The organism is Alkalispirochaeta alkalica DSM 8900, from assembly GCF_000373545.1.
GTDB lineage: Bacteria > Spirochaetota > Spirochaetia > DSM-27196 > Alkalispirochaetaceae > Alkalispirochaeta > Alkalispirochaeta alkalica.
This window is the reverse complement of sequence record NZ_KB891747.1, coordinates 78352-97641: the sequence shown is the minus strand read 5'-3', so window position 1 is coordinate 97641 and position 19290 is coordinate 78352. Positions and strand designations below refer to the sequence as shown.

Below are 19290 nucleotides of genomic sequence, written 5' to 3'. Positions count from 1 at the left end.
TTTACACGGTCCGGCGGGGACCTCGCAAGAGCAAAATCAGAAGCGTTCCTGATTTTACCAGCCCCAGGAGCACCCCCGCTCCCGTAAGGCCCAGGAGCGGCAGCACCAGAAGGCCTCCCAGAATCCCCCCGATGCACCCCCCCGCGAGGTCTGCTCCGTAGACGAGGCCCGCCGTCGAAGCAGGGGCGCGCTCACGGTTCCGGGAGCCCCCCTCCAGGAGGGTTTCGCAGGCCAGGGGGAACTGCCCCCCACAGACCATCCCGGCCACCGGAAAGAGCAACAGAAAGGCTCCTCGCAGAACCGCCGGAGGAACCCGTCCCGAGACCACCGGGGCCGCCAGGGGAATCAGAATCAGCAGCAGCGAAGANAAAAGAAGCACCCCGATCTCGCTCCTGACGAGCATCTCCCGGACACGCCGGGGAGCCCCACCGGTTCGGGCAAGACGCCCCCTGCTCACGAAGGCTCCCGCGCCGAGACCGGAGATGAACACCGCCGACAGAAGCCCCAGCCAGCCCAGGAGCCGGCCCGCCAGCACCTGAAAGGCAAAGAGGAGCGAGAGATTCATCACCATGGCGGCAAACCCCGTGGTCACCACCGAGGGAATAACGGGGTGTTCCCTCCCGGGGGCCAGGCGATTCAGAGCTGCCCCAGGGAGCAGAAGAATCAGGACCGTGGCCAGAGCGATCAGGCCCGGGTGGAGGCCGTAGATCATCTCCAGAAAACGGCCCGTCAGGGGGGCGTTGAGCCTGCTCCAGTGGGCGATGCTCAGCAGCAGAGGGCGGGGCCGGAAATCCCTGTTGACCCGGGCCGTGCCCGGCGCTGCAAATTCCTCGAACCAGTGGTGCCAGCGGGGGTGCAACCGCTGTTCGATGTACCAGGGAACCGTTCCCCCGGAAAGAAGCCCCCTCTGGCGGAGCCGGTCGGCGAAGACCTCCTGGTCCAGATGAATGATAGCGGGGTCCCGGGAGGCCAGAATAAAGGATTGCCCCTCGCCGGGGAAGGCGCGAAGCCAGGGGAACTCCTGACGCAGGGTCCTGACCAGGCTCGCGCTCAGGTCCCGCAGCGGTTCCGTCAGGTGCCCCACCAGGCCGGGAACGGCCAGGACCAGGATTCCCCGGTCTGTGAGGCTCCGGGCGGCGAGTCCCAGGAACTCCGTGCTGAAGTAGCGGTTGCTGTGGAGGTTCGAGGGGTCGCTGGTGCGGCTGATGATCAGGTCGTAGGGGTGGTCCGATTCCTGCAGGACCCTCCGGGCGTCCCGGGCTTGCAGCAGAACCCGGGGGTCGTCGGCCCAGCTCTCCCGGGTGCGCGCGGCGATACGGTGCTGGAGCTCCAGCAGGCGGGGTTCCAGCTCGGTATACGTTATCAGTCTCACCGATGGATGGAGCAGAAGCTCCTCCAGGACCCCGCTGGCGCCGCCTCCCGCGAGAAGGATCGTCTCGGGCCCGGGGTGGGCGGTCATGGCGATGTGAACCAGGGGTTCAACCAGGGTGATATCGGGGACGGGCTGGATGAAGGCCGGGGTGCCGTCGGTAAAGAAGGTGTATTGCCCCTGGTTTTCGGTGATGGCGATATTCCCCTCGGGGCTGTTCTCGTAGTGAAAGATGGTTTGCCCCTGCCAGAGCGCCTGGATCGAGCGCTGATGCAGCCGCTCTGCCCCGCCTGAGCCGAGAAAGAGGATCGCCCCCGCAGCCAGCGCGAGGGCTCCCGGGAGCGCCCCCGGGGTGCGACCCCCGGGAGGGGCCGGCCTGGATCCTGGCAGGGGGATCGTCAGGACGATCACCGTCACGGACTGGAGCAGGATGATCCCCGTCATCACCTGGAACGATCCCGTCCGGGGAACCAGTATCCAGGTCCAGAGGAGTCCCGCCAGAAAGGTGCCCGCCGTCTCCGGTATGTAGATCGAGCTCGCCGGAAGGCCCCGCGCCGGGAGGGCCTCCCCGGGGAGAAGCCCTTCCGGGGAGCCCTTGCTGAAGGCCATGGAGCAGCCCCAGGTGAAGAGTGTGCCGTGGGTGATCGCCACCGGTGCCAGGACCAGAAAGGTGCTCGCTGCAGCCGTGGAGAGCCCCGGGACCGTTCCCACCGAGAGACCCAGGAGCGGTTTGATCATGCGGACCGCCCCCAGGGCCGGGAGGAGGGCAGCGCAAAAGGCCAGGCTGGCCAGGCAGTACCTGAAGAGCCCTGGCTCGGGGTTCCGCTGCTCCAGGTGGCGGGCCAGGAAGGAGCCGCCCGCTTCCAGGGCCAGCCAGTTTGCCAGGATGATTCCGATGGTGAGCTCGTTCCCCGCAAAGACCACCAGCAGTTCCCGCAGGAGCACCATCTGGGCCAGAAGACCGCTGGCGCCCGTGGCTGCCGCTGCCCAAAGAAGTCTTTTCCCGATCGGGCCTTCCGGAGGAGTCACAACCCCGCTCCGGCCAGCAGGAGAATAGCCCAGAGAAAGAGAACCGACGACCCCGCCACCCTCAGGATCAGCCTGGCCCGGGAGTTCCCCGCCAGGCGTCTCCACAGGGAGGGGGCCAGTCCGCAGATCAGAAGGGCCGGGCCCGTGGCAGTGCCCAGACCGAAGAGGAACCCCCCGGCCATTCCCAGGAGGGGGCTCCCGCCGCGGGTTGCCAGAAACAGGAGGAACCCCGAGGTAGCAGCGCAGGGTACGGCCCCGTCAACGAGCCCCAGCACCAGGGGAGACCCTCCCCGCATCAGGCACCCGCAGCGGCCGCTGTAGAGGAGAAACCAGATCCCCAGCAGCGCCACCACCATGCCCGCGGCAAAGGTGATCCACCGGTGATGAAAGATATCGTAGACCAGAAATCCCATGAGGACAGCCAGGCCACCGTAGGCCGTGAGAGCGATCGTCTTGCCCAGGCTGAAGAGCAGGGCCGTGCGAACCCCGCCGCGCCAGGTGCTGTGCAGGTGCGCCACCAGGGGGGCCAGAACGAGCGAGCAGTGGAGGCTGCATATCCCCAGCCCCAGGATCAGTCCCGACAGATACGACGACCAGAGCACCCCCGAATTCTACACTCCTCGGGGCCCCTCTTCAAGAAGATTATTTGCCCTTTCATGACTTCTGTTGTTATCCTTTTGGGAGAGCCACCCCTGGGGTGGAACAGTTGGCAGAGCCCGCCCGTAGGGTGGCGCAGTACAAAAATCAGACGAACCAGACCGAGGAGGCACAAATGGCTTTTCAAACACCGGCGTTGCCCTACGCGTACAACGCGCTGGAGCCCCATATCGACGAAACCACCATGACGATCCACCACGATAAACACCACGTGGCCTACACCACCAAACTCAATGCGGCCGTGGAGGGCACCGAGTACGCCTCCTGGAGCGCCGAGGATCTGGTGGCCCGCCTTGGGGAACTCCCCGAGAAGATCCGGGGGGCCGTCCGTAATAACGGGGGCGGTCATGTAAATCACAATCTCTTCTGGACAATTCTTGCTCCCGGTGCAGGCGGGGCCCCCTCGGGATCTGTGGCCGAGGCGATCACCCGGACCTTTGGCAGTTTCGAGGCCTTCAAGGAGAGCTTCGCCAACGCCGCCGCAACGCGCTTCGGCAGCGGCTGGGCCTGGCTGGTGGTGAACGGTGCGGGCGAGCTCGAGGTGACGAGTACCCCGAACCAGGACAGCCCTCTCACGGAGGGGAAGACCCCCATCCTGGGGCTCGACGTCTGGGAGCACGCCTACTACCTCAAGTACCAGAACCGCCGGCCCGACTACATCGAGGCCTTTTTCAGCGTGATCAACTGGGACCAGGTAGAGAAGAACTACCAGGCCGCGCGCTAACGAACAAAAGAAGCCCCCGATTTTTCATCCCCGGCCCCCCCGCCGGGGATCTTTTGTCTCCGGGAGATGTGGTGGCCTTCGTTGTCGCAGCCCCCGCGAAACAGGTATATTGATACCCATGATATCCACACTGGACATACAATCGATCAGGGACGACTTTCCCGGCCTGGCCTCGACCATGCGGGGAAAGGATCTGATCTATTTTGATAACGGAGCCACCTCCCTCAAGCCTCGGCCCGTCCTGGACGCCCTGGAGGGCTACTACCGCGACTACAGCGCCAACATCCATCGTGGCGTCTACGAGATGAGCGAGCGTGCCACCGCAGCCTACGACAACGCCCGGGAGACCCTCCGCCGGTTCCTGGGGGCGTCCCCCGGGGAGGGGGAGGTAATATTCACCCGGGGGACCACGGAATCGATCAACCTGGTGGCCTATTCCTGGGCCTCGAAGGTCCTCGGCCCCGGCGACGAGATCCTCCTTACGGCCATGGAGCACCACTCCAACATCGTTCCCTGGCAGTACGTGGCCCAGAGAACGGGTGCCGTCCTGCGCTATATCCCCATGACCCCCGAGGGCGCTCTCACCGATGAGGCGATCAGCGACTCCCTGGGGCCGAGGGTGCGGCTCGTGGCGATCACGGCCATGTCCAACGTGACCGGCTATATGCCGGACCTGGCCGCCCTTGTCGCCCGGGCCCGCCAGGGGGGAGCGCGGGTCCTGGTGGACGGCGCGCAGTACGCCTGTCACCACGCCGTGAACGTGACCGATCTGGACTGCGATTTTTTTGCCTTCTCGGGCCATAAAATGTGCGGCCCCACGGGGATTGGCGTGCTCTACGCCCGGCGGGAACTCCTGGAGGAGATGGACCCCTTCCATTACGGGGGGGACATGATCCAGGAGGTCACCCTCGAGGGATCCACCTGGGCCCACCTGCCGGAGAAGTTTGAGGCAGGAACGCCCCACATCGCCGGTGCCGTGGGAATGGCCGCAGCGGCGGAATATCTCCTCGGGATCGGCCTCGAGGAGATCGCCGCCCACGAGCGCGATCTCCTGCGGTACATCACGGAGGTGGCCGGGCAGCTTCCCTACCTGCGGTCCTTCGGACCCGGCGATATCCAGAGGCGCGGAGGGATCTTCTCCTTCGCTCTGGAGGGTGTCCATCCCCACGACGTGGGAAGCCTGCTGGACCAGCAGGGGATCGCCGTCAGGACGGGGTTCCACTGTGCCCAGCCCCTGATGGCCCATTTTGGTGTTACCGGGACGGTGCGGGCCTCGTTTTACCTCTACAACACCCGCCAGGAGATCGACCGCTTCGTGGCCGCCCTGGAACGGCTCTACGGAATCCTGGGATAAAGCGGGGTATCCACCGTGGCTGATCCCGAAGGAAGAGAGACCTGGGAGACGCTCCTGCTGGAGCTGGTCAAGCGGTATTATGTCCCCGGCACCGCCGGGGTCTCCCCCCGGGAGGGGGCCGCCGGGGAGGACGCCGGAGTGGCCGAAGGGGGATCCGAGATCACCGTGACGAACCGCAGCTGCGGGGATTCTGTCACGGTCTGTCTGGGGCCGGCCGGCGAGGTTCGGGGTATTGTGGCCCGGGGCTGTGCCGTATGCAAGGCCTCGGCTGCCCTGGCGCAGGAGGCGGTAGGCGCCCTGCCGGCCCGTGATGTCCGGGAGCTTTGCCGCAGGATGATTGGCCTCGTCACGGGCAAGGCTCGGGAGCAGGGCGGGGAGGGGCAGCCCGAGGGCTGTCTGCCCGGGGGTCGCCTGCCCGGGAGCTGTCTGCCCGAGGGCGTAGCGCGTGCGCCGCGGTTGCAGGAGGACCTGGAACTGCTGGGGCTTCTGCAGCACGCCCCCGGGCGGCAGCGCTGCGCAACCCTGAGCTGGGAAGCCCTGGAGAAAGCCCTCGGCGAGGTTCCCTGCCCGGGGGAATCGGTGGAACCGCGTTGACACCGGTCAGGTCATTCGATACTCTAGGTTCTAATCCAATACAAGGGAGCACAACCATGTACAAACTTGTCCTGTTGCGCCATGGCGAAAGCGACTGGAACAAACAAAATCGCTTCACCGGCTGGACCGATGTGGACCTCTCCGAGCAGGGAGTCCAGGAAGCCGCCGAAGCGGGACGCCTTCTCAAAAAAGAGGGTTTTGTCTTTGATATCGCCTATACCTCCGTCCTCAAACGGGCGATCAACACCCTGCACCTGGCCCTGAACTCCATGGATCAGGTCTGGATTCCCGTGGAAAAGAGCTGGCGCCTGAACGAGCGGCACTACGGAGCTCTCCAGGGGCTGAACAAGGCCGAGACGGCAGAGCAGCACGGCGAAGAAATGGTCAAGGTCTGGCGCCGCAGCTACGACACGCCGCCGCCGGCGCTGGAAACCTCGGACGAGCGGTACCCCGGCCACGATCCCCGCTACGCCGACCTCGGCGAGGCTGAACTGCCCCGGACGGAGTGCCTGAAAGACACGGTGGAGCGGTTCCTCCCCCTCTGGCACGACACGATCGCTCCCGTGATCCGCTCGGGCAAGCGGGTGGTCATCGCTGCCCACGGCAACAGCCTGCGCGCCCTGGTAAAATACCTGGACAACATCAGCGACGACGAGATCGTGGGCCTGAACATTCCCACGGGAATCCCGCTGGTCTACGAGCTCGATGCCGATCTCAAGCCCCTGAAGAACTACTACCTGGGTGATCAGGATGCGATCGCTGCCAAGGCTCAGGCCGTGGCAAACCAGGGAAAGAGCGGCTGATCGAGCCTGCTCTTCTCACCACGCCGCAGGGGGCTCGCGCTCCTGCGGCGCCCTCTATCCGCTGAGGTTTCCCCGTGCAGTACTTCCCCGGTTCGGGGCCCCTGAAGGCGCTCCTCTTCGACATCGACAACACCCTCTACCGGAACGGCCCCTATCTCGCGCACCAGACCGATGTGCTGGTGGCTCGTCTGGCCCGGAAACGGGACGAGGACCAGACCCTGACACGCGCGCTCGTGGCAAGGACCCGGCAGGANATCGTTGNCGCCACGGGCCGAAGGCCCTCCCTGGCTGCAACCTTCCTGGAACTGGGCGTTCCCCTGGCAGAGAGCATCCTCTGGAGAAGGGAGCTTCTGCGGCCCGGGGATTTTCTGCAACCCGATCCCGTCCTGGCCGGGGCGCTTCGCGAACTCGGCGGGAGACTCCCCCTGGGGGTCGTCACAAACAACCCCGAGGAGACGGGGCGGCGCACCCTGGAGGCCCTCGGCCTGGACGGGCTCTTCCCCGTTCTGGTGGGGCTCGATACCCGGGAATGCTCAAAACCCGGGTGGCCCATCTTTCAGGCGGCCCTGGATCTTCTCGGTACGCCTCCCGATGAAGTTCTGCTGGCAGGAGACCGCTACGACGTGGACCTGGAACCGGTTATTCTGCGCGGGGGCGCGGGGCTTCTGCTGGAAGAGGACCAGGATCTGGAGGCCTTTCCCCAATTCCTCCTGGATCTGACCCGGCCGGAGGCACAGAAAGGGCCACTTTCCGTCGATACCCCTTGACCGCAGGGCAATTATCGGTCACTCATGGTATATGAAAAGAACTCCAGACTCCCCTCGCAGGGAGTCCTCTGGCTCGAAGGCACCCCGAAAGAAATCTCCCGGGAACGATGCCGCCAGAAAAGATACCGCCAAAAAAGATGCTCCCAGAAAAGATGCTTCCAAAAAAGATGCTTCCAGAAAAGAATCCGCCAGAAGAGGCGCTCCCCGAAAGATCTCTCCCCGCCGGACACGAGGTGCCTCATCGGAGGGCATCACCGGCAAGCTCTCGCTTACCGCCCGGGGGTTCGGCTTTGTCCAGACTCCGACGGGTCCCGATATTCTTGTTCCCTACGATCATCTCTCGGTGGCCGCCTCGGGGGACATCGTGCGGGTGGAACTCCTTCCCGGGACCGCTTCGGACAAGCCCGCCGGCCGAATCGTCGAGGTCCTGGAACGCAACCAGGAGCCCCTGACGGGACGCATCCGGAGGCGCGGCAAGGAGGTCCGTCTCTATCCCGAGGGCCAGCGCATCTCCCGGGCCCTGGTCCTGGAGCCCGCCTCGCTGGCACAGTTCGAGGACCGGCTCCCGGGCGGCCCCCTCCAGGAGGGGGACATCCTTCGTGTCCGCCTGACCCTCTGGACAGACCCCGGCAAGCACCCCCAGGGGGAACCCCTGGAACTGGTGGGGCGACGGGACGATTCCGGTATCGAGTTGCGCCTGATCGCGCTCTCCCGGGGGCTACCCCTGAACTTTCCCGAGGAGCTGCTTCAGGAGGCAGAGGCGATCAGGATGCCCACTCCCCGGAAGGCCCTGCGCGAAAAAACCCGCCAGGACCTCCGGAATCTCACCTGTTTTACCATCGACCCTGTCACGGCCCGGGATTTTGACGATGCCCTCTCGATCGAGCAGCGCCCCGACGGGCTCTTCGAGCTGGGAGTCCATATTGCCGACGTAAGCCACTTTGTGGAGGAGGGCTCCGCCCTGGACAAGGAAGCCCGGGAGCGCGCCACCTCGGTGTACCTGGTCAACGAGGTTCTGCCCATGCTTCCCGAGCATCTCTCCAACGACCTTTGCAGTCTCGTTCCCGGGAGACCGCGCCTGGCCTTTTCGGTGATCGCCGTTCTGGACAGCATCGGTACCGTCCACGATCTCACCATTACCGAGAGCGTCATCCAGAGTTCCCGGCGCTTCACCTACGAGGAGGTGGAGGAAATCCTGCAGGGCGAGTCCGACCCTCTGGCACCGAGCCTTCATATTCTGGAGCTCCTGGCGCAGATGCTCCGGCGCCAGCGCCGCGACCGGGGCAGCGTGGACATGGACCTCCCCGCCGCCACGATCACCCTGGACGAGGAGGGGGTCCCCCTCTCGATCCTCCCCGTGGAACGGCTGCACGCCCACCGTCTGGTAGAGGAGTGCATGCTCCTGGCAAACCGCCTGGTGGCGGAGTTTGTCCTGAAAGAGGCGGCCCGGCACAGACGGCCCTTTCTCTACCGGGTGCACCCGCAGCCGAAAGAGAGCGACGTGGAGCAGCTGCTGGAGCTGCTGGAACAGCTGGGGATTCGCTATCATCTGGGCGAGACGGTGCAACCCGAGGACTACCGCAACATTCTGGCCCTCATAGAAAACCTGGAGTTCAAGGATCTGGTGGAAAAGCTCGCCCTGAAATCGCTCCCCAAGGCGGTGTACAGCACGGATAACGCCGGGCATTTCGGACTGGGCTTCGAGGCCTATACCCATTTTACCTCGCCNATCCGCCGGTATCCCGATCTGGTGGTCCACCGGATGCTGAAGCGTTACATCGCTCCGGGCCGGATCGCCCTGCGCAGGGGAGTGCAGGACNTGCTGGACCAGGTAGCCTCCCACGCCTCGGAGAAGGAACGGAACGCCACCGAGGCGGAACGGGATTATACCCGCCTCAAGAGTCTCCAGTATCTGGAAACAAAAACGGGGAAGGTCTACTCGGGGGTCATCTCCGGGGTAACCTCCTTCGGACTCTTTGTACAGCTGAACCGCTATCTGGTGGAGGGGCTCGTCCACATCTCCACCCTGGGAAAGGAACGGTTTGAGCTGAACGCCCAGGGCTATCGCCTGGAAGGGAGCGACTCCGGCACGGTCTACACCCTGGGCGACCGGGTGAGGGTCACAATCAAGGGGGTCAACCCCCAGGAGCGGAAGGCCGATATGGAGCTCTTCCGGGGGTGATTTTCTTTGGTTTGGGCGCTCCTGTGGTTTTGTTTGAAATCTCCCCGGTGGGGAGCGTATACTGTATAGTGTGAAAACCTTGCGTTCCAAGCTTCCCGTGGCGGCCGATCCCGGGGAGTTTTCCCCTTTCGTGGAGTGCGCCTGCCGCAGCCTCGCGCGGCTGTGCCGGTATGTGATCTCCTGCCGCGATGTGCAGGGGTGCGTGGAACGGGCTCCTCTGGGGATATATATCCAGGAGACCCGGCGGCTCGAGGAGCTTCTTGACGCCTTCGGAGCGCGGGATAACGCCTTCTGGGCGCCCTTCCGGAGCGTTTCGGCGGCGGCGAAGCTCGCCTCGGATCTTCTGTACAAGGTCTTGCACCTGAAGTACGCCGCGCCCTTCTACGCGCTCTTCCCCCTGGACGACGATTTCCTGGAAGCCACAGACCGGGCCGCCCGCGTTCTCACGGAGGTGCTCGCCGAGGTCTCGGACGCGCTCCTTGAGATGGCTCGGGAGAAGGGGCTCTCGCTTCCGGATTCGATTTTCGACGATTTCTGCTCGGGCCGCGAGGTTCCCCCCTTTCTGCTGCCCGGCGACCGGGAGTGCCGGCTGAATCCCGAAGCGCAGCGTTTCGTGGCGGATCTGGCCACGGCCTTCCTGAATCAGGTGGAGAGCAGCGGAATCATCGGCGCCTACGCGACGGCCTGCGAGCGTCCCCTGGCCGAAGCGATCCCCCACCTCTTTTGCGAGCGGCAACTCCGGCGCTCGGAGAACGAGTTTCATAACCTCCAGGCCGAATACGATACCGCCCTGGCGGGAACCAGAACGGAGCAGCGCGACAAGGGGCTTCCCTACCTGCGGGGCCACGCCACGGTCATCTTTCACCTTCTGGAACTCGCCACAGCGCTCAGCCATTACTACGAACGCCACGTGATCTTCTGCTCTGCCCGGGGGCTCCCCGTACGGTTCCTGGGGGAAGAACGAATCCGGGAGCTTCTTTTTGACTACGCCCTGAACTTCTCCGTGCGGTACCTGGCTAAGGCCCGGGATCTCTGCCGGATGCTGCTCCAGAAATACGCCGAGATCGGGTCGATCACCGTGCCGATCCCCGTCTATCGGGGGTTTCACGTGCGGCCCTCGTCGCTGGTGGCAAAAATCGTCCTCCACTACGGTACAGAGGTAACGATGGAGCTCGACGGTGAGACCTGCGACGCCTCGTCGGCCATGGATATCATCCGGTTTAACGAGAAGATCCACGCCCTGAAACGGCGCCGCCTGGCAGAGGAGGTCGCCACCGTGGCAGACCGCCTGGGCGGCGATGATCTGATGCCGATCTTTCTTGCCCTCCTGGAGGAGAAGAAGATTATTCTCTACGCCGGTGATTTGCAGCTTCAGGATTTTGCCCGGGTTCCGGGCGAGACCATCGGCGAATACGCCAACCGTGGTATTGCCCGTCTGCTGGCTACGGGCAAGATCGATATCTGCTCGGACATCACCGTGACGCTTCGGGGGGATCTGCGCGTCCTTGAGGATATACGGACCCTGGCGCGGCACGGCTACGGCGAGGACAGCTTTGGCAACAATATCGCCTTGCCCGCGTCGCTGATTTACCTCAGGCGCTAGCTCGGCTCAGGCGCCACCCCGGGCGCGCGCTCGTCCCTGGAGACGGGTTCTGCCCGGGGTGGTCAGGGAAATCCCCCTCCGTAGGTCGCGCGCAGGCTCTGCTCCGTAAAAACCTCGGCCACAGGGCCCTGGGCGATGAGCCGTACGTTCAGCATGATCAGCGAATCGAAATAGGTCTCCACCGTCTCAAGGTTGTGGTGGACCACCACCAGGGTCTTGCCTTCCCCCTGCATCCGGCGCATGACCCCGGCGATGGCTCGCTCGGTGGTGGCATCCACGCCCTGAAAGGGCTCGTCCATCAGGTAGAGATCGGCGTCCTGCAGAAGCGCGCGTGCCAGAAAGGTCCGTTGCTGCTGCCCCCCCGAAAGCTCGCTGATGGGGCGATGCTCGAGATTGGTGATACCCAGGGTCTCCAGGGCCTCCCGGGCTCGTTCCAGATCACCCCTGCGGGGCCTGCGGAACCACCCCAGACGGCCGTAGCAGCCCATGAGCACCACATCCAGAACCGTTGCCGGGAAGTCCCAGTCCACGCTGGCGCGCTGGGGCACATATCCCACCCGACGCCGTTCCTTTCCGGAAAGACCCCCAAAAAGTCTGATCTCGCCCCCCGCGGGGGGAACAATTCCCATGATTGTCTTGATCAGGGTGCTTTTCCCCGCCCCGTTGGGCCCCACCACGCCGGTGATCGACCCGGCGGGAACGGTCAGGGAGATATCCCAGAGGACCGGTGTCTCGTGGTAGGCCACGGTGAGATCGCTGATCGCCAGAGCGGGTATTGAAGGAGCGTGTTCAGTAGTCATGGAACCTCATGGCAGAGCTTCGCCACCCGGAGATCGGGGGGAATCGTGATAGGAAAAGGATCGATGAAAGGTTCTGCCCCGTTCGGTGGGCAGAAGCTTTCCCTGGTCCAGGCGCACCGTGCCCTGAAGCAGGGCCCGGGCGACCACGCGGTCCGCAAAGGGCCGCGACCACTGGAGATGCAGGCAGATCCCTCCCTCGCTGCAGGCCGGCGCTGCCCGTTCTCCCTGGGCGTGATGAATCAGATGGGCCACCAGAACCTGCTCGGCAAAGCGCAGGCGCTGGCGCCGGACAAGACGCCAGCGGCCGATCAGGCCCCGCCGGGGGGCTGTCGCCAGGGTTCCCAGAAAGATGAGNCCCATCACCATGGCCATGGTGCCCGAGGTGGTAGAATCCAGAAGCCAGGCGAGCCAGAGTCCCCCCAGGGCCCCCGCCGCAGCGATGAGGCAACTGAAGAAGATCATCCGGGGAAGGGTTTTGCTCACCAGATAGGCCGCCGCAGCGGGAGCCGTCAGAAGAGCAACCACCAGAATGGCCCCCACCGTCTCGAAGGCCCCCACGATGGTGATCGCCACCAGGGCAGTGAAGGCATAATGGATCTTTGCCGGGCTGATGCCCAGGGATATCGCCAGCAGGGGATCGAAGGTGGTGATCTTGAGCTCCTTGTAAAAGAAGAGGACAAAGAGGACGTTCAGGAGCAGGATGGTCCCCATGCGGTACAGGGCCCGGGGCCCCAGGAGGAGATCCCCCACCCGGAGCTGCTGCAGCGCGGCAAAGGTGATGTCGCCCATGAGAATGGACCCCTCGCTCAGGGGAACCCCCGCGTAGCGCCGGCTCACCAGGATCACCCCGATGCTGAAAAGGGCAGGGAAGAGAATGCCCAGGGAGGCGTCGCTGGTGAGAAGCCCCGTTCTGTTGAGGGTTTCCACGCCGAAGACGAGGAGAAGCCCGATCAGGGCGGGGGCCAGAATTACCAGAACCGGTGCGAGGGCAGGGGGGAGAATCCCCGCTCCGCCCAGAGCCGCCGAGAGGGCAAAGGCGGCAACCAGCCCGGGAAGGACGGCGTGGCTGATCCCCTCGGCCACCAGGGAGAGGCGGCGCAGAACCAGAAAGACTCCGGGGAGGGAGCAGGCCAGAGCAGTTACAAGCGCGATCAGCACCGTGGAGACGATAAAGTTCACGCCCGGCCTCCGGGATGGAGCCCGATCTGGTCTGGCCTGTCGCGGCCCGGTCTGTCCTGGCTCGGGAAAGGGAAAAACTCTTTGCGGTTCCGCCGCTGCTGAACGAGGCGGGCGAGAATCCCCCTGCGGGGAGCCACCAGAAGCGAGATCAGGGCGAAGGAAGTTGCGGCCAGGGCTATCACCGGACCGGTGGGAACGTTTCTGGCCGTGGCGCTCAGGAGCGTTCCTGTCGCCCCCGCCAGCGCCCCCAGGATCGAGGCGAGCCCCATCATGGTGCCCAGGCGTTTTGTCCATTGTCGGGCGGCAGCGGCAGGACTGACCAGTAGCGACACCATGAGGACCACTCCCATGGTCCGAAGCCCCGCCACAACGGCCACAACCACAACCAGAATGAGGAGATGGTTCAGAATCCGCGATGGATAGCCCGAGGAGAGCGAAAAGTGGGGGTCGAAACTGTAGAGTTTGAGTTCTTTCCAGAACAGGAAGAGCCCGATCCCTACGGAACAGGCCAGAATCAGCAGAAGCAGCGTCTCCTGCCGGGTAATGGTTGCTGCCTGTCCGAAGAGGTAGTCCCGCAGGACCCGGTGCCCCGGCAGCGCCAAGGCCTGCAGTATTCGCAGCAGGAAGAGCCCTCCTCCAAAGAAGAGGGCCACCGTGACGCCCATGGCTGTGTCGGGCTTGACCGGTGTGGCCCGGGTTACCAGAGAGACGAAGAGCATGCTCACGATTCCCCCCAGGAGGGCTCCCGGGAGAATCCACCGCTCTGCCAGCTCTGCACCACCCAGGAGCGATCCCAGAAGAAACGCCCCGGTTATGCCAAGGAGGGAGGAGTGTGCCACAATCCCCCCCAGGAGCCCCTCTTTTCTGAGGTAGGTGAAACACCCCACTGCGCCCGCCATGGCCCCCGCCAGGGCGCTGCCGGACAGGACGATCAGTACGGTGTGATCCAGGTACACGGGCTCCTCCCTATGTGCGGGCTTCTCGTTCCCGGCAGATACTGCCGGGAACTCTCGGGCCCCATGGTACCGGAAAGATCAGCTGTCGCCAAGGAGCGCCGCAGCAATCGTCTCCACGTTCTGCCGGTAGGCGCCGAGGAAGGTCCTGGCGGGACCCTCGGTTCCCAGCGTTCCCGCAAAGAGAGGAGCCGGGGCGATTCTGATCTGGCTACCCCGGGCCTGCACGGCCTCCTGGAGGGCAACCATGGAGCGACGGTCGATGGCGGTCTCGTAGAAGAGAACCTCCACCCCCCGTTCCACGATCAGTCGGGCCAGGTCCTGTACGTCGCGCACACCGGCCTCGTCTTCGGTGCTGATGCCGAGGATACTCCGGGTCTCGAACCCGTAGGCCCGTCCAAAGTAGGAGAAGGCGTCGTGGCTGGTAACGAGGACCCGCTTTTCCCGGGGAAGGGGCTCCAGAATTTGTCTGGCAGCAGTCTGGAGATCCCGCAGTTCTGCGATGTAGGCAGCGCCTCGTTCCTGGAATAATTCGGCCTCCTCGGGTCGGAGTTGGCTGAGGCGGTGTACCAGGGCCTCCACAGCGATGATCCAGAGATCCAGATCGTGCCACACGTGGGGATCGTACTCGCCGTGGTCGTGATCGTGGTGATGCCCGTGACCATGGTGATGTCCGTGGCCGTGATGGTCCCCCTCGTGATGGTGATCGTGATCATCGCAATCGCAATCGTGATCGTGGTGATCGCAGTCGTGATCGTGATGATGCCCGTGACCGTGGTGATGATCGTGGCCATGGTGGTGCCCATGACCATGGTGATGCCCGTGGCCACAGGAAGCGGTGCTGTCCCAGTGGAGGAGCTTCTGCGCCGGTATCGCCTCGGCCACAGCAAAAGCGCGATCCCCCAGAGACTCCAGGGTGCGAACCATCTGGATTTCAAGATGGAGTCCGTTCCAGATCACCAGATCAGCCTGCTGGATACGCTGAACCTCCCGCGCACTGGGAAGATAGGTGTGCGGGTCGGTCCCCGGCCCCATAAGTACCGTAAGCTCCGCCTCGGGAGCGATCCGTGCAACGGCCTCGCCGATCATCCCCGTGGTAGCCACCAGGGCAAGACCGGACCTGGCCTCTTCCCGCCCCCCCCGGGACCAGACAGGACTGAGGACAGACACCACCAGAATCAGGACAGCGATGCCGCGAGTCACGGCAAAAGGAATAGTACGAAACACAGAAGCCTCCTTGGGCGCAGAATACAGAAGCGAATACAGAAATAGCCTACTAAAATAGCGAGGAAAAAGTAATACTTAGTATTTCTTTTGTCAACCCGGAAACCCGCAAGAGACGCCGGGGTAGAGAAAAAACGCAAAATTCCCGGAAGAAACAAAAATATTTTACAGATCGTCTAATATATGGTAGGCTTATGCCGATCAGGGAGAGTATGGCACAGACAACCTTCGGAACGGTATCGGTCGATTCGCCGTTGCTTCCGGGGTCTACCTGTCCCTCGGCAGACGCCCTTTCCCGCGAACCCGAGGGGTTTCTCTCCTTCGATATATCCCGGCAAACCCTCTCTCACGATCCTCTGGTGGTGGACCTGCTGGGGGCCACACCGGGTCAACTCAAGACACTTCTGGTCTCGCTCTTTTCCTCCTCCGGGGCCCCGCACCCCCCGGGTGGGCCCGGGGACACCTGCAGGAATTCCCGCGTGCCGGGCAGTGTCGGGAGGGCAGCTCTGGCGCAGTGCCGGGACATACTTCTCCCCCTGGCAGGGATCCCCTCCCGGAACTCCGGGGATGCTCCCGCCGTTCGGGGTGCGATCACCCTTCCCCAGGTATCGGGGGATATCCTGCGCCTCGAGCTCCGGGCGTCTCGGGTGTCGAGCGAGCCCTCCTCGCGGAAGGGCCGTTCCGGGGAAGGCGGAGAAAACTCGCTCCTCCTCGCCCGGCTGCGCCCTATCACCGGGGCGAACCATCAGGAAGAGGCTCTCCGTTCGCGCATCGCCTTCCTGGAAAAAGAGCTCGCCCTGCGTGACACCCTGTTGAGCGAGGTCCAGCACCGGGTAAAAAATGATCTCACCCTGGTGCGCTCCTTCCTCTCCCTCCAGGCCTCGGGGGCCTCGCGAAGCGAGGTCAGGCTGGCCCTGGAGGAGGCCGTGAATCGTGTGGGCACCCTGGCCCGCGTCTACGAGCGGATATCAGGCTCGGGCTGTGGCGCCATTGTGGACCTGCAGGCGATGCTGCGGGACCTGGTTCACGATGTCTCCCGTTCCCACGGGGATCCGGGGGATGCCATCGTCTGCGCCTTTCCCGGGGAACCCCTGCTGCTCCCCTCGCGCATCGCCGTTTCCCTGGGGATCATCGTGAACGAGCTCGTTACCAACGCCTACAAGTACGGCCGTTGCGCCGAGAGCGCACAGCCCGTTGATGTGGCGGTCCATCTCGACTCGGACCAGCAGGGTCAGATCGTGGTGGCCGTCTCCGACAGCGGAGGATGCATCCCCGAGGGCCTGTCCTGTGGGGATGGTGCCGGCCTTGGTCTCCGCCTGGTTCAGGCCCTGGCCGAGCGTCACGACGGAGCCGTCACCATCGTGCGGAACGGCGAGAGTCGTGTCGAGGTTGCCCTGCGGGTTCCCCCGGCAGATCTGGCCCTCGGCTCAGACTGCCAGACGCGCCAGAAATAGGGTGCTCAAACCGAGATAGACCGTCACCCCCGTGACATCGGTGATCGTCGTCAGCAACGGTCCCGTCATCATGGCCGGGTCCTTTCCCAGTTTCTTGATCAGGAAGGGGAGCGATCCCCCCACAATCCCGGCGACGACAACGTTTATGCCCAGGGCAGTACCGGCAACCACCCCCAGAAGCCACTGGCCGCGCATGATCAGGGCGATCGCGCCGAAGAACGCCCCCAGAACGATACCGTTACAGATTCCCACCAGAAGTTCTTTCCGGAGAGCTTTGGAGACGTCCCTGATCTGGGCCTCTCCCAGGGCCAGACTCCGGATAGCCACCGAGAGGGACTGGATGCCAACGTTGCCACCCATGTCGGTAATCATCGGCAGAAAAGCTGCCAGGATCGCTACCCGGGCGATGGTATCCTCGAAACCGGTAATGACCGCCACGGCGATCAGGTTGAGCAGAACGTTGCTCGCCATCCAGGGAAGGCGCCGCCGCACAGCCCCCAAAGGGGTGGTAAAGAAGGATTCATCACCCCGGTCGCCTCCCATGCTGCTGAACTGATCGGCCACCTCCCGGGTCAGGATATCGGCTGCGTCGTCCAGGGTAATCACTCCCCTCAGTCTGTCCTCGTCGTCCAGGACGGGCAGCATGGCGTAACGGCGGTTCCGCAGCACCCTGGCTGCTTCAACGGCGGAATCACCGGTCCGGACCGCGATTACCCTGTCGGCCATGATGTTCTTAACCCGTTCTTGTGCCGATGCGCGCACCAGATCGCGCACAGAGGCGACGCCGAGAAGCGCCCCCGCCTGGTTCACCACGTAGACATAGGTGCTCTTCTCGATCTCCGGCGGGGCCGAGGTGATCGCGTCCAGGGCGTGTGCCACCAGGGCATCGGGAGGAATGACCAGAAAAGAGGTTGTCATGGCTGCGCCGACCGTTTCGGGGCTGTAGCGGGAGAGGGCCTCCAGGGTCTCCCTCGTAGCGGGGGCCAGCCCCGCCACAACCTCGTCCCGGGCCGGGGCGGGCAGGGACTGCAGGAGATGCTTCGCATGATCGGACGGAACTGCCCCGAGGAGCAGCCCCGCCTCGGCTGGCGGCATGGACGAGAGGATCGCCGCTCCCGCAGGTGGAGGAAGGTACCCGGCCACGCGTCCGGCCCTGGTGGCATCCATGGAAGAAAGAACCGCCACAATCAGCTCGGGCTCAGCCTGGCCAAGTTCCCTCGCTACCCGGCGCGAAGACAGATGTGCTGCGCAACGGGCTGCTCTCGGGGCATCCTCCTGGTGCAGGGCTTCCCGAAGCTCCTCCACCCAGGTCTCGATCGCCTTCAGGTCCAGTAACATGGGGCTCCTCCTCGGGTATTTACCAGGCAGCTTGAAACCCCGGCACCCGAGATCGGCCCAAAGCCCCGTCGGGTGCTTGCGGGGGAGTCAAGAGGAAGTCAAGAATACCCCACGAGACGATACAAGGCAAAGACCCCGTCGGCTCCGGTCCCGCCCTTGAGCTCCCGGGGAAGGCCTTTTATACTCCCCTTCCGTCCCGTCCCCGGGGTCTCTCCGGCCGGGACCCTCCGCTGCAGGCGCAGCGGCATCCTTCACCCTCGGGAGCACCCCATGAAACCTCTCATCGAGGCAGAACAGGCTGTGTCGGGTAAATCCGTCGACGATGATTTCCTTCTCTGGATACTGGAAGCAGAACCGGACCGGCTCGCGGAAATTCTCGCCGGTACGGACCTCATTCGTCGGAGGTATTTCGGGCGCACCCTGCGGCTCTGCGCGATAGACAACGGAAAATCAGGACGGTGTTCCGAGGACTGCTCCTTCTGTTCCCAATCTCTCCACGCAACGTGCACCATCGAGGAATACCCCCTCCGGAGAGAGGATCAACTTCTGAGGGGAGCCCTGGCTGCCACGGAACTTCCCCTGGACCGCTACAGCGTTGTCACCAGCGGAAAAGGGCTGGAAGGGGATGACCTGGAAAGGGTGATCAGAGCCTTCGAAACCTTCCCCCGGGGGAGCCTCTCCTGGTGCGCATCCCTGGGAATACTGCCCGAACCGGCCCTGAGGCGGCTGAAACAGGCCGGTGTGAGCAGATACCACCACAACCTCGAGACAGCGGAATCGCTCTTCCCCTCGCTGTGCAGCACCCACACATACCAGGAACGTCTGGACACCCTCAGATCGGCGCAGCGGGCGGGACTCGAAATCTGCTGCGGGGGAATCTTTGGCCTGGGTGAGAGCAACGAGCAAATTCTTGAGCTCGCCAAAACACTGAAGAACCTCGAGGTGGATGCCGTGCCGGTGAACTTCCTGGTCCCCCTGGATGGAACAGCCGCAGAATCGGCCCCCCCTCTCTCGCCTCTGGCGTGTCTCAGAATTCTGGCGGCCCTCCGGTTTTGCATGCCCCGGACACCCCTCATCGTCTGCGGGGGCCGACGACAGAACCTCGCTTCGCTGGAAGCGCTGATCTTCTCTGCCGGTGCCACGGGGATGATGACGGGAAACTATCTGACTACCCCGGGCATGGAGGTGCAACGGGACCTGGCCATGATCGCCCAGGGAGGGTGGGAAGCTGTCTCGGGTTGAGAATCTCCGGGATGGACC

16 protein-coding genes are annotated in these 19290 nt (G+C 64.1%); 9 read left to right on the top strand and 7 right to left on the bottom strand.

Annotated features, from left to right (window positions below; genetic code table 11):
* Position 1: 1 nt before the first annotated feature.
* Complete coding sequence (locus B071_RS0112555; RefSeq protein ID WP_438829709.1) at positions 2–1813, bottom strand: spermine/spermidine synthase domain-containing protein; 1812 nt, start codon at positions 1811–1813, stop codon at positions 2–4.
* Between the two features lie 581 nt (positions 1814–2394).
* Positions 2395–3000 (bottom strand): urease accessory protein UreH domain-containing protein, encoded by a 606-nt coding sequence (locus B071_RS0112550; protein WP_018527423.1) that lies wholly within the window; start codon positions 2998–3000, stop codon positions 2395–2397.
* A 170-nt stretch (positions 3001–3170) separates the two neighbouring features.
* Here B071_RS0112550 and B071_RS0112545 point away from each other — a divergent pair, with 170 nt between their 5' ends.
* From B071_RS0112545 to B071_RS0112515, 7 genes are all read left to right on the top strand, one after another.
* Positions 3171–3779 (top strand): superoxide dismutase, encoded by a 609-nt coding sequence (locus B071_RS0112545; protein WP_026245220.1) that lies wholly within the window; start codon positions 3171–3173, stop codon positions 3777–3779.
* Positions 3780–3897: 118 nt separating this feature from the next.
* Complete coding sequence (locus B071_RS0112540) at positions 3898–5133, top strand: aminotransferase class V-fold PLP-dependent enzyme (RefSeq protein WP_018527421.1); 1236 nt, start codon at positions 3898–3900, stop codon at positions 5131–5133.
* Positions 5134–5148: 15 nt separating this feature from the next.
* The gene (locus B071_RS0112535; RefSeq protein WP_018527420.1) at positions 5149–5727 is read left to right on the top strand and encodes an iron-sulfur cluster assembly scaffold protein; all 579 of its coding nucleotides are present in this window, start codon (positions 5149–5151) and stop codon (positions 5725–5727) included.
* Between the two features lie 56 nt (positions 5728–5783).
* Complete coding sequence (gene gpmA, locus B071_RS0112530) at positions 5784–6530, top strand: 2,3-diphosphoglycerate-dependent phosphoglycerate mutase (protein ID WP_018527419.1); 747 nt, start codon at positions 5784–5786, stop codon at positions 6528–6530.
* Positions 6531–6604: 74 nt separating this feature from the next.
* Positions 6605–7297, top strand: coding sequence for an HAD family hydrolase (locus B071_RS18680; RefSeq protein WP_018527418.1), 693 nt, complete (start codon positions 6605–6607; stop codon positions 7295–7297).
* Positions 7298–7328: 31 nt separating this feature from the next.
* A complete protein-coding gene (gene rnr, locus B071_RS17600; protein ID WP_018527417.1) occupies positions 7329–9479 on the top strand; it encodes a ribonuclease R in 2151 nt (716 codons plus the stop codon).
* A 70-nt stretch (positions 9480–9549) separates the two neighbouring features.
* Positions 9550–11082, top strand: a complete 1533-nt coding sequence (locus B071_RS0112515; RefSeq protein ID WP_018527416.1) for an HPr family phosphocarrier protein — start codon at positions 9550–9552, stop codon at positions 11080–11082.
* Positions 11083–11144: 62 nt separating this feature from the next.
* Here the strand turns inward: B071_RS0112515 and B071_RS0112510 are convergent, their stop codons facing one another.
* The 4 genes from B071_RS0112510 to B071_RS19310 all read right to left on the bottom strand — a co-directional run bounded on the left by B071_RS0112510 (position 11145) and on the right by B071_RS19310 (position 15241).
* The gene (locus B071_RS0112510) at positions 11145–11882 is read right to left on the bottom strand and encodes a metal ABC transporter ATP-binding protein (RefSeq protein WP_018527415.1); all 738 of its coding nucleotides are present in this window, start codon (positions 11880–11882) and stop codon (positions 11145–11147) included.
* 6 nt (positions 11883–11888) lie between these two features.
* Complete coding sequence (locus tag B071_RS17595; protein ID WP_018527414.1) at positions 11889–13061, bottom strand: metal ABC transporter permease; 1173 nt, start codon at positions 13059–13061, stop codon at positions 11889–11891.
* Positions 13058–14017 carry a metal ABC transporter permease gene (locus tag B071_RS17590; protein WP_018527413.1) on the bottom strand — a complete coding sequence of 320 codons (960 nt, stop codon included), beginning with the start codon at positions 14015–14017 and terminating at the stop codon, positions 13058–13060. Before B071_RS17590 ends, B071_RS17595 begins: the two co-directional genes overlap by 4 nt.
* Positions 14018–14095: 78 nt before the next feature.
* On the bottom strand, positions 14096–15241 hold the full coding sequence (locus B071_RS19310) for a metal ABC transporter solute-binding protein, Zn/Mn family (RefSeq protein WP_157703222.1): 1146 nt from the start codon (positions 15239–15241) through the stop codon (positions 14096–14098).
* A gap of 209 nt (positions 15242–15450) precedes the next feature.
* Here B071_RS19310 and B071_RS18670 point away from each other — a divergent pair, with 209 nt between their 5' ends.
* On the top strand, positions 15451–16692 hold the full coding sequence (locus tag B071_RS18670; RefSeq protein ID WP_018527410.1) for a sensor histidine kinase: 1242 nt from the start codon (positions 15451–15453) through the stop codon (positions 16690–16692).
* Here B071_RS18670 and mgtE read toward each other — a convergent pair.
* Positions 16666–18030: a magnesium transporter gene (gene mgtE, locus B071_RS0112480; RefSeq protein WP_018527409.1), complete on the bottom strand. Its 1365-nt coding sequence runs from the start codon at positions 18028–18030 to the stop codon at positions 16666–16668. The genes B071_RS18670 and mgtE overlap by 27 nt on opposite strands.
* A 270-nt stretch (positions 18031–18300) precedes the next feature.
* Here mgtE and bioB point away from each other — a divergent pair, with 270 nt between their 5' ends.
* A complete protein-coding gene (gene bioB, locus B071_RS0112470; RefSeq protein ID WP_018527407.1) occupies positions 18301–19272 on the top strand; it encodes a biotin synthase BioB in 972 nt (323 codons plus the stop codon).
* The last annotated feature ends 18 nt before the right edge of the window (positions 19273–19290 follow it).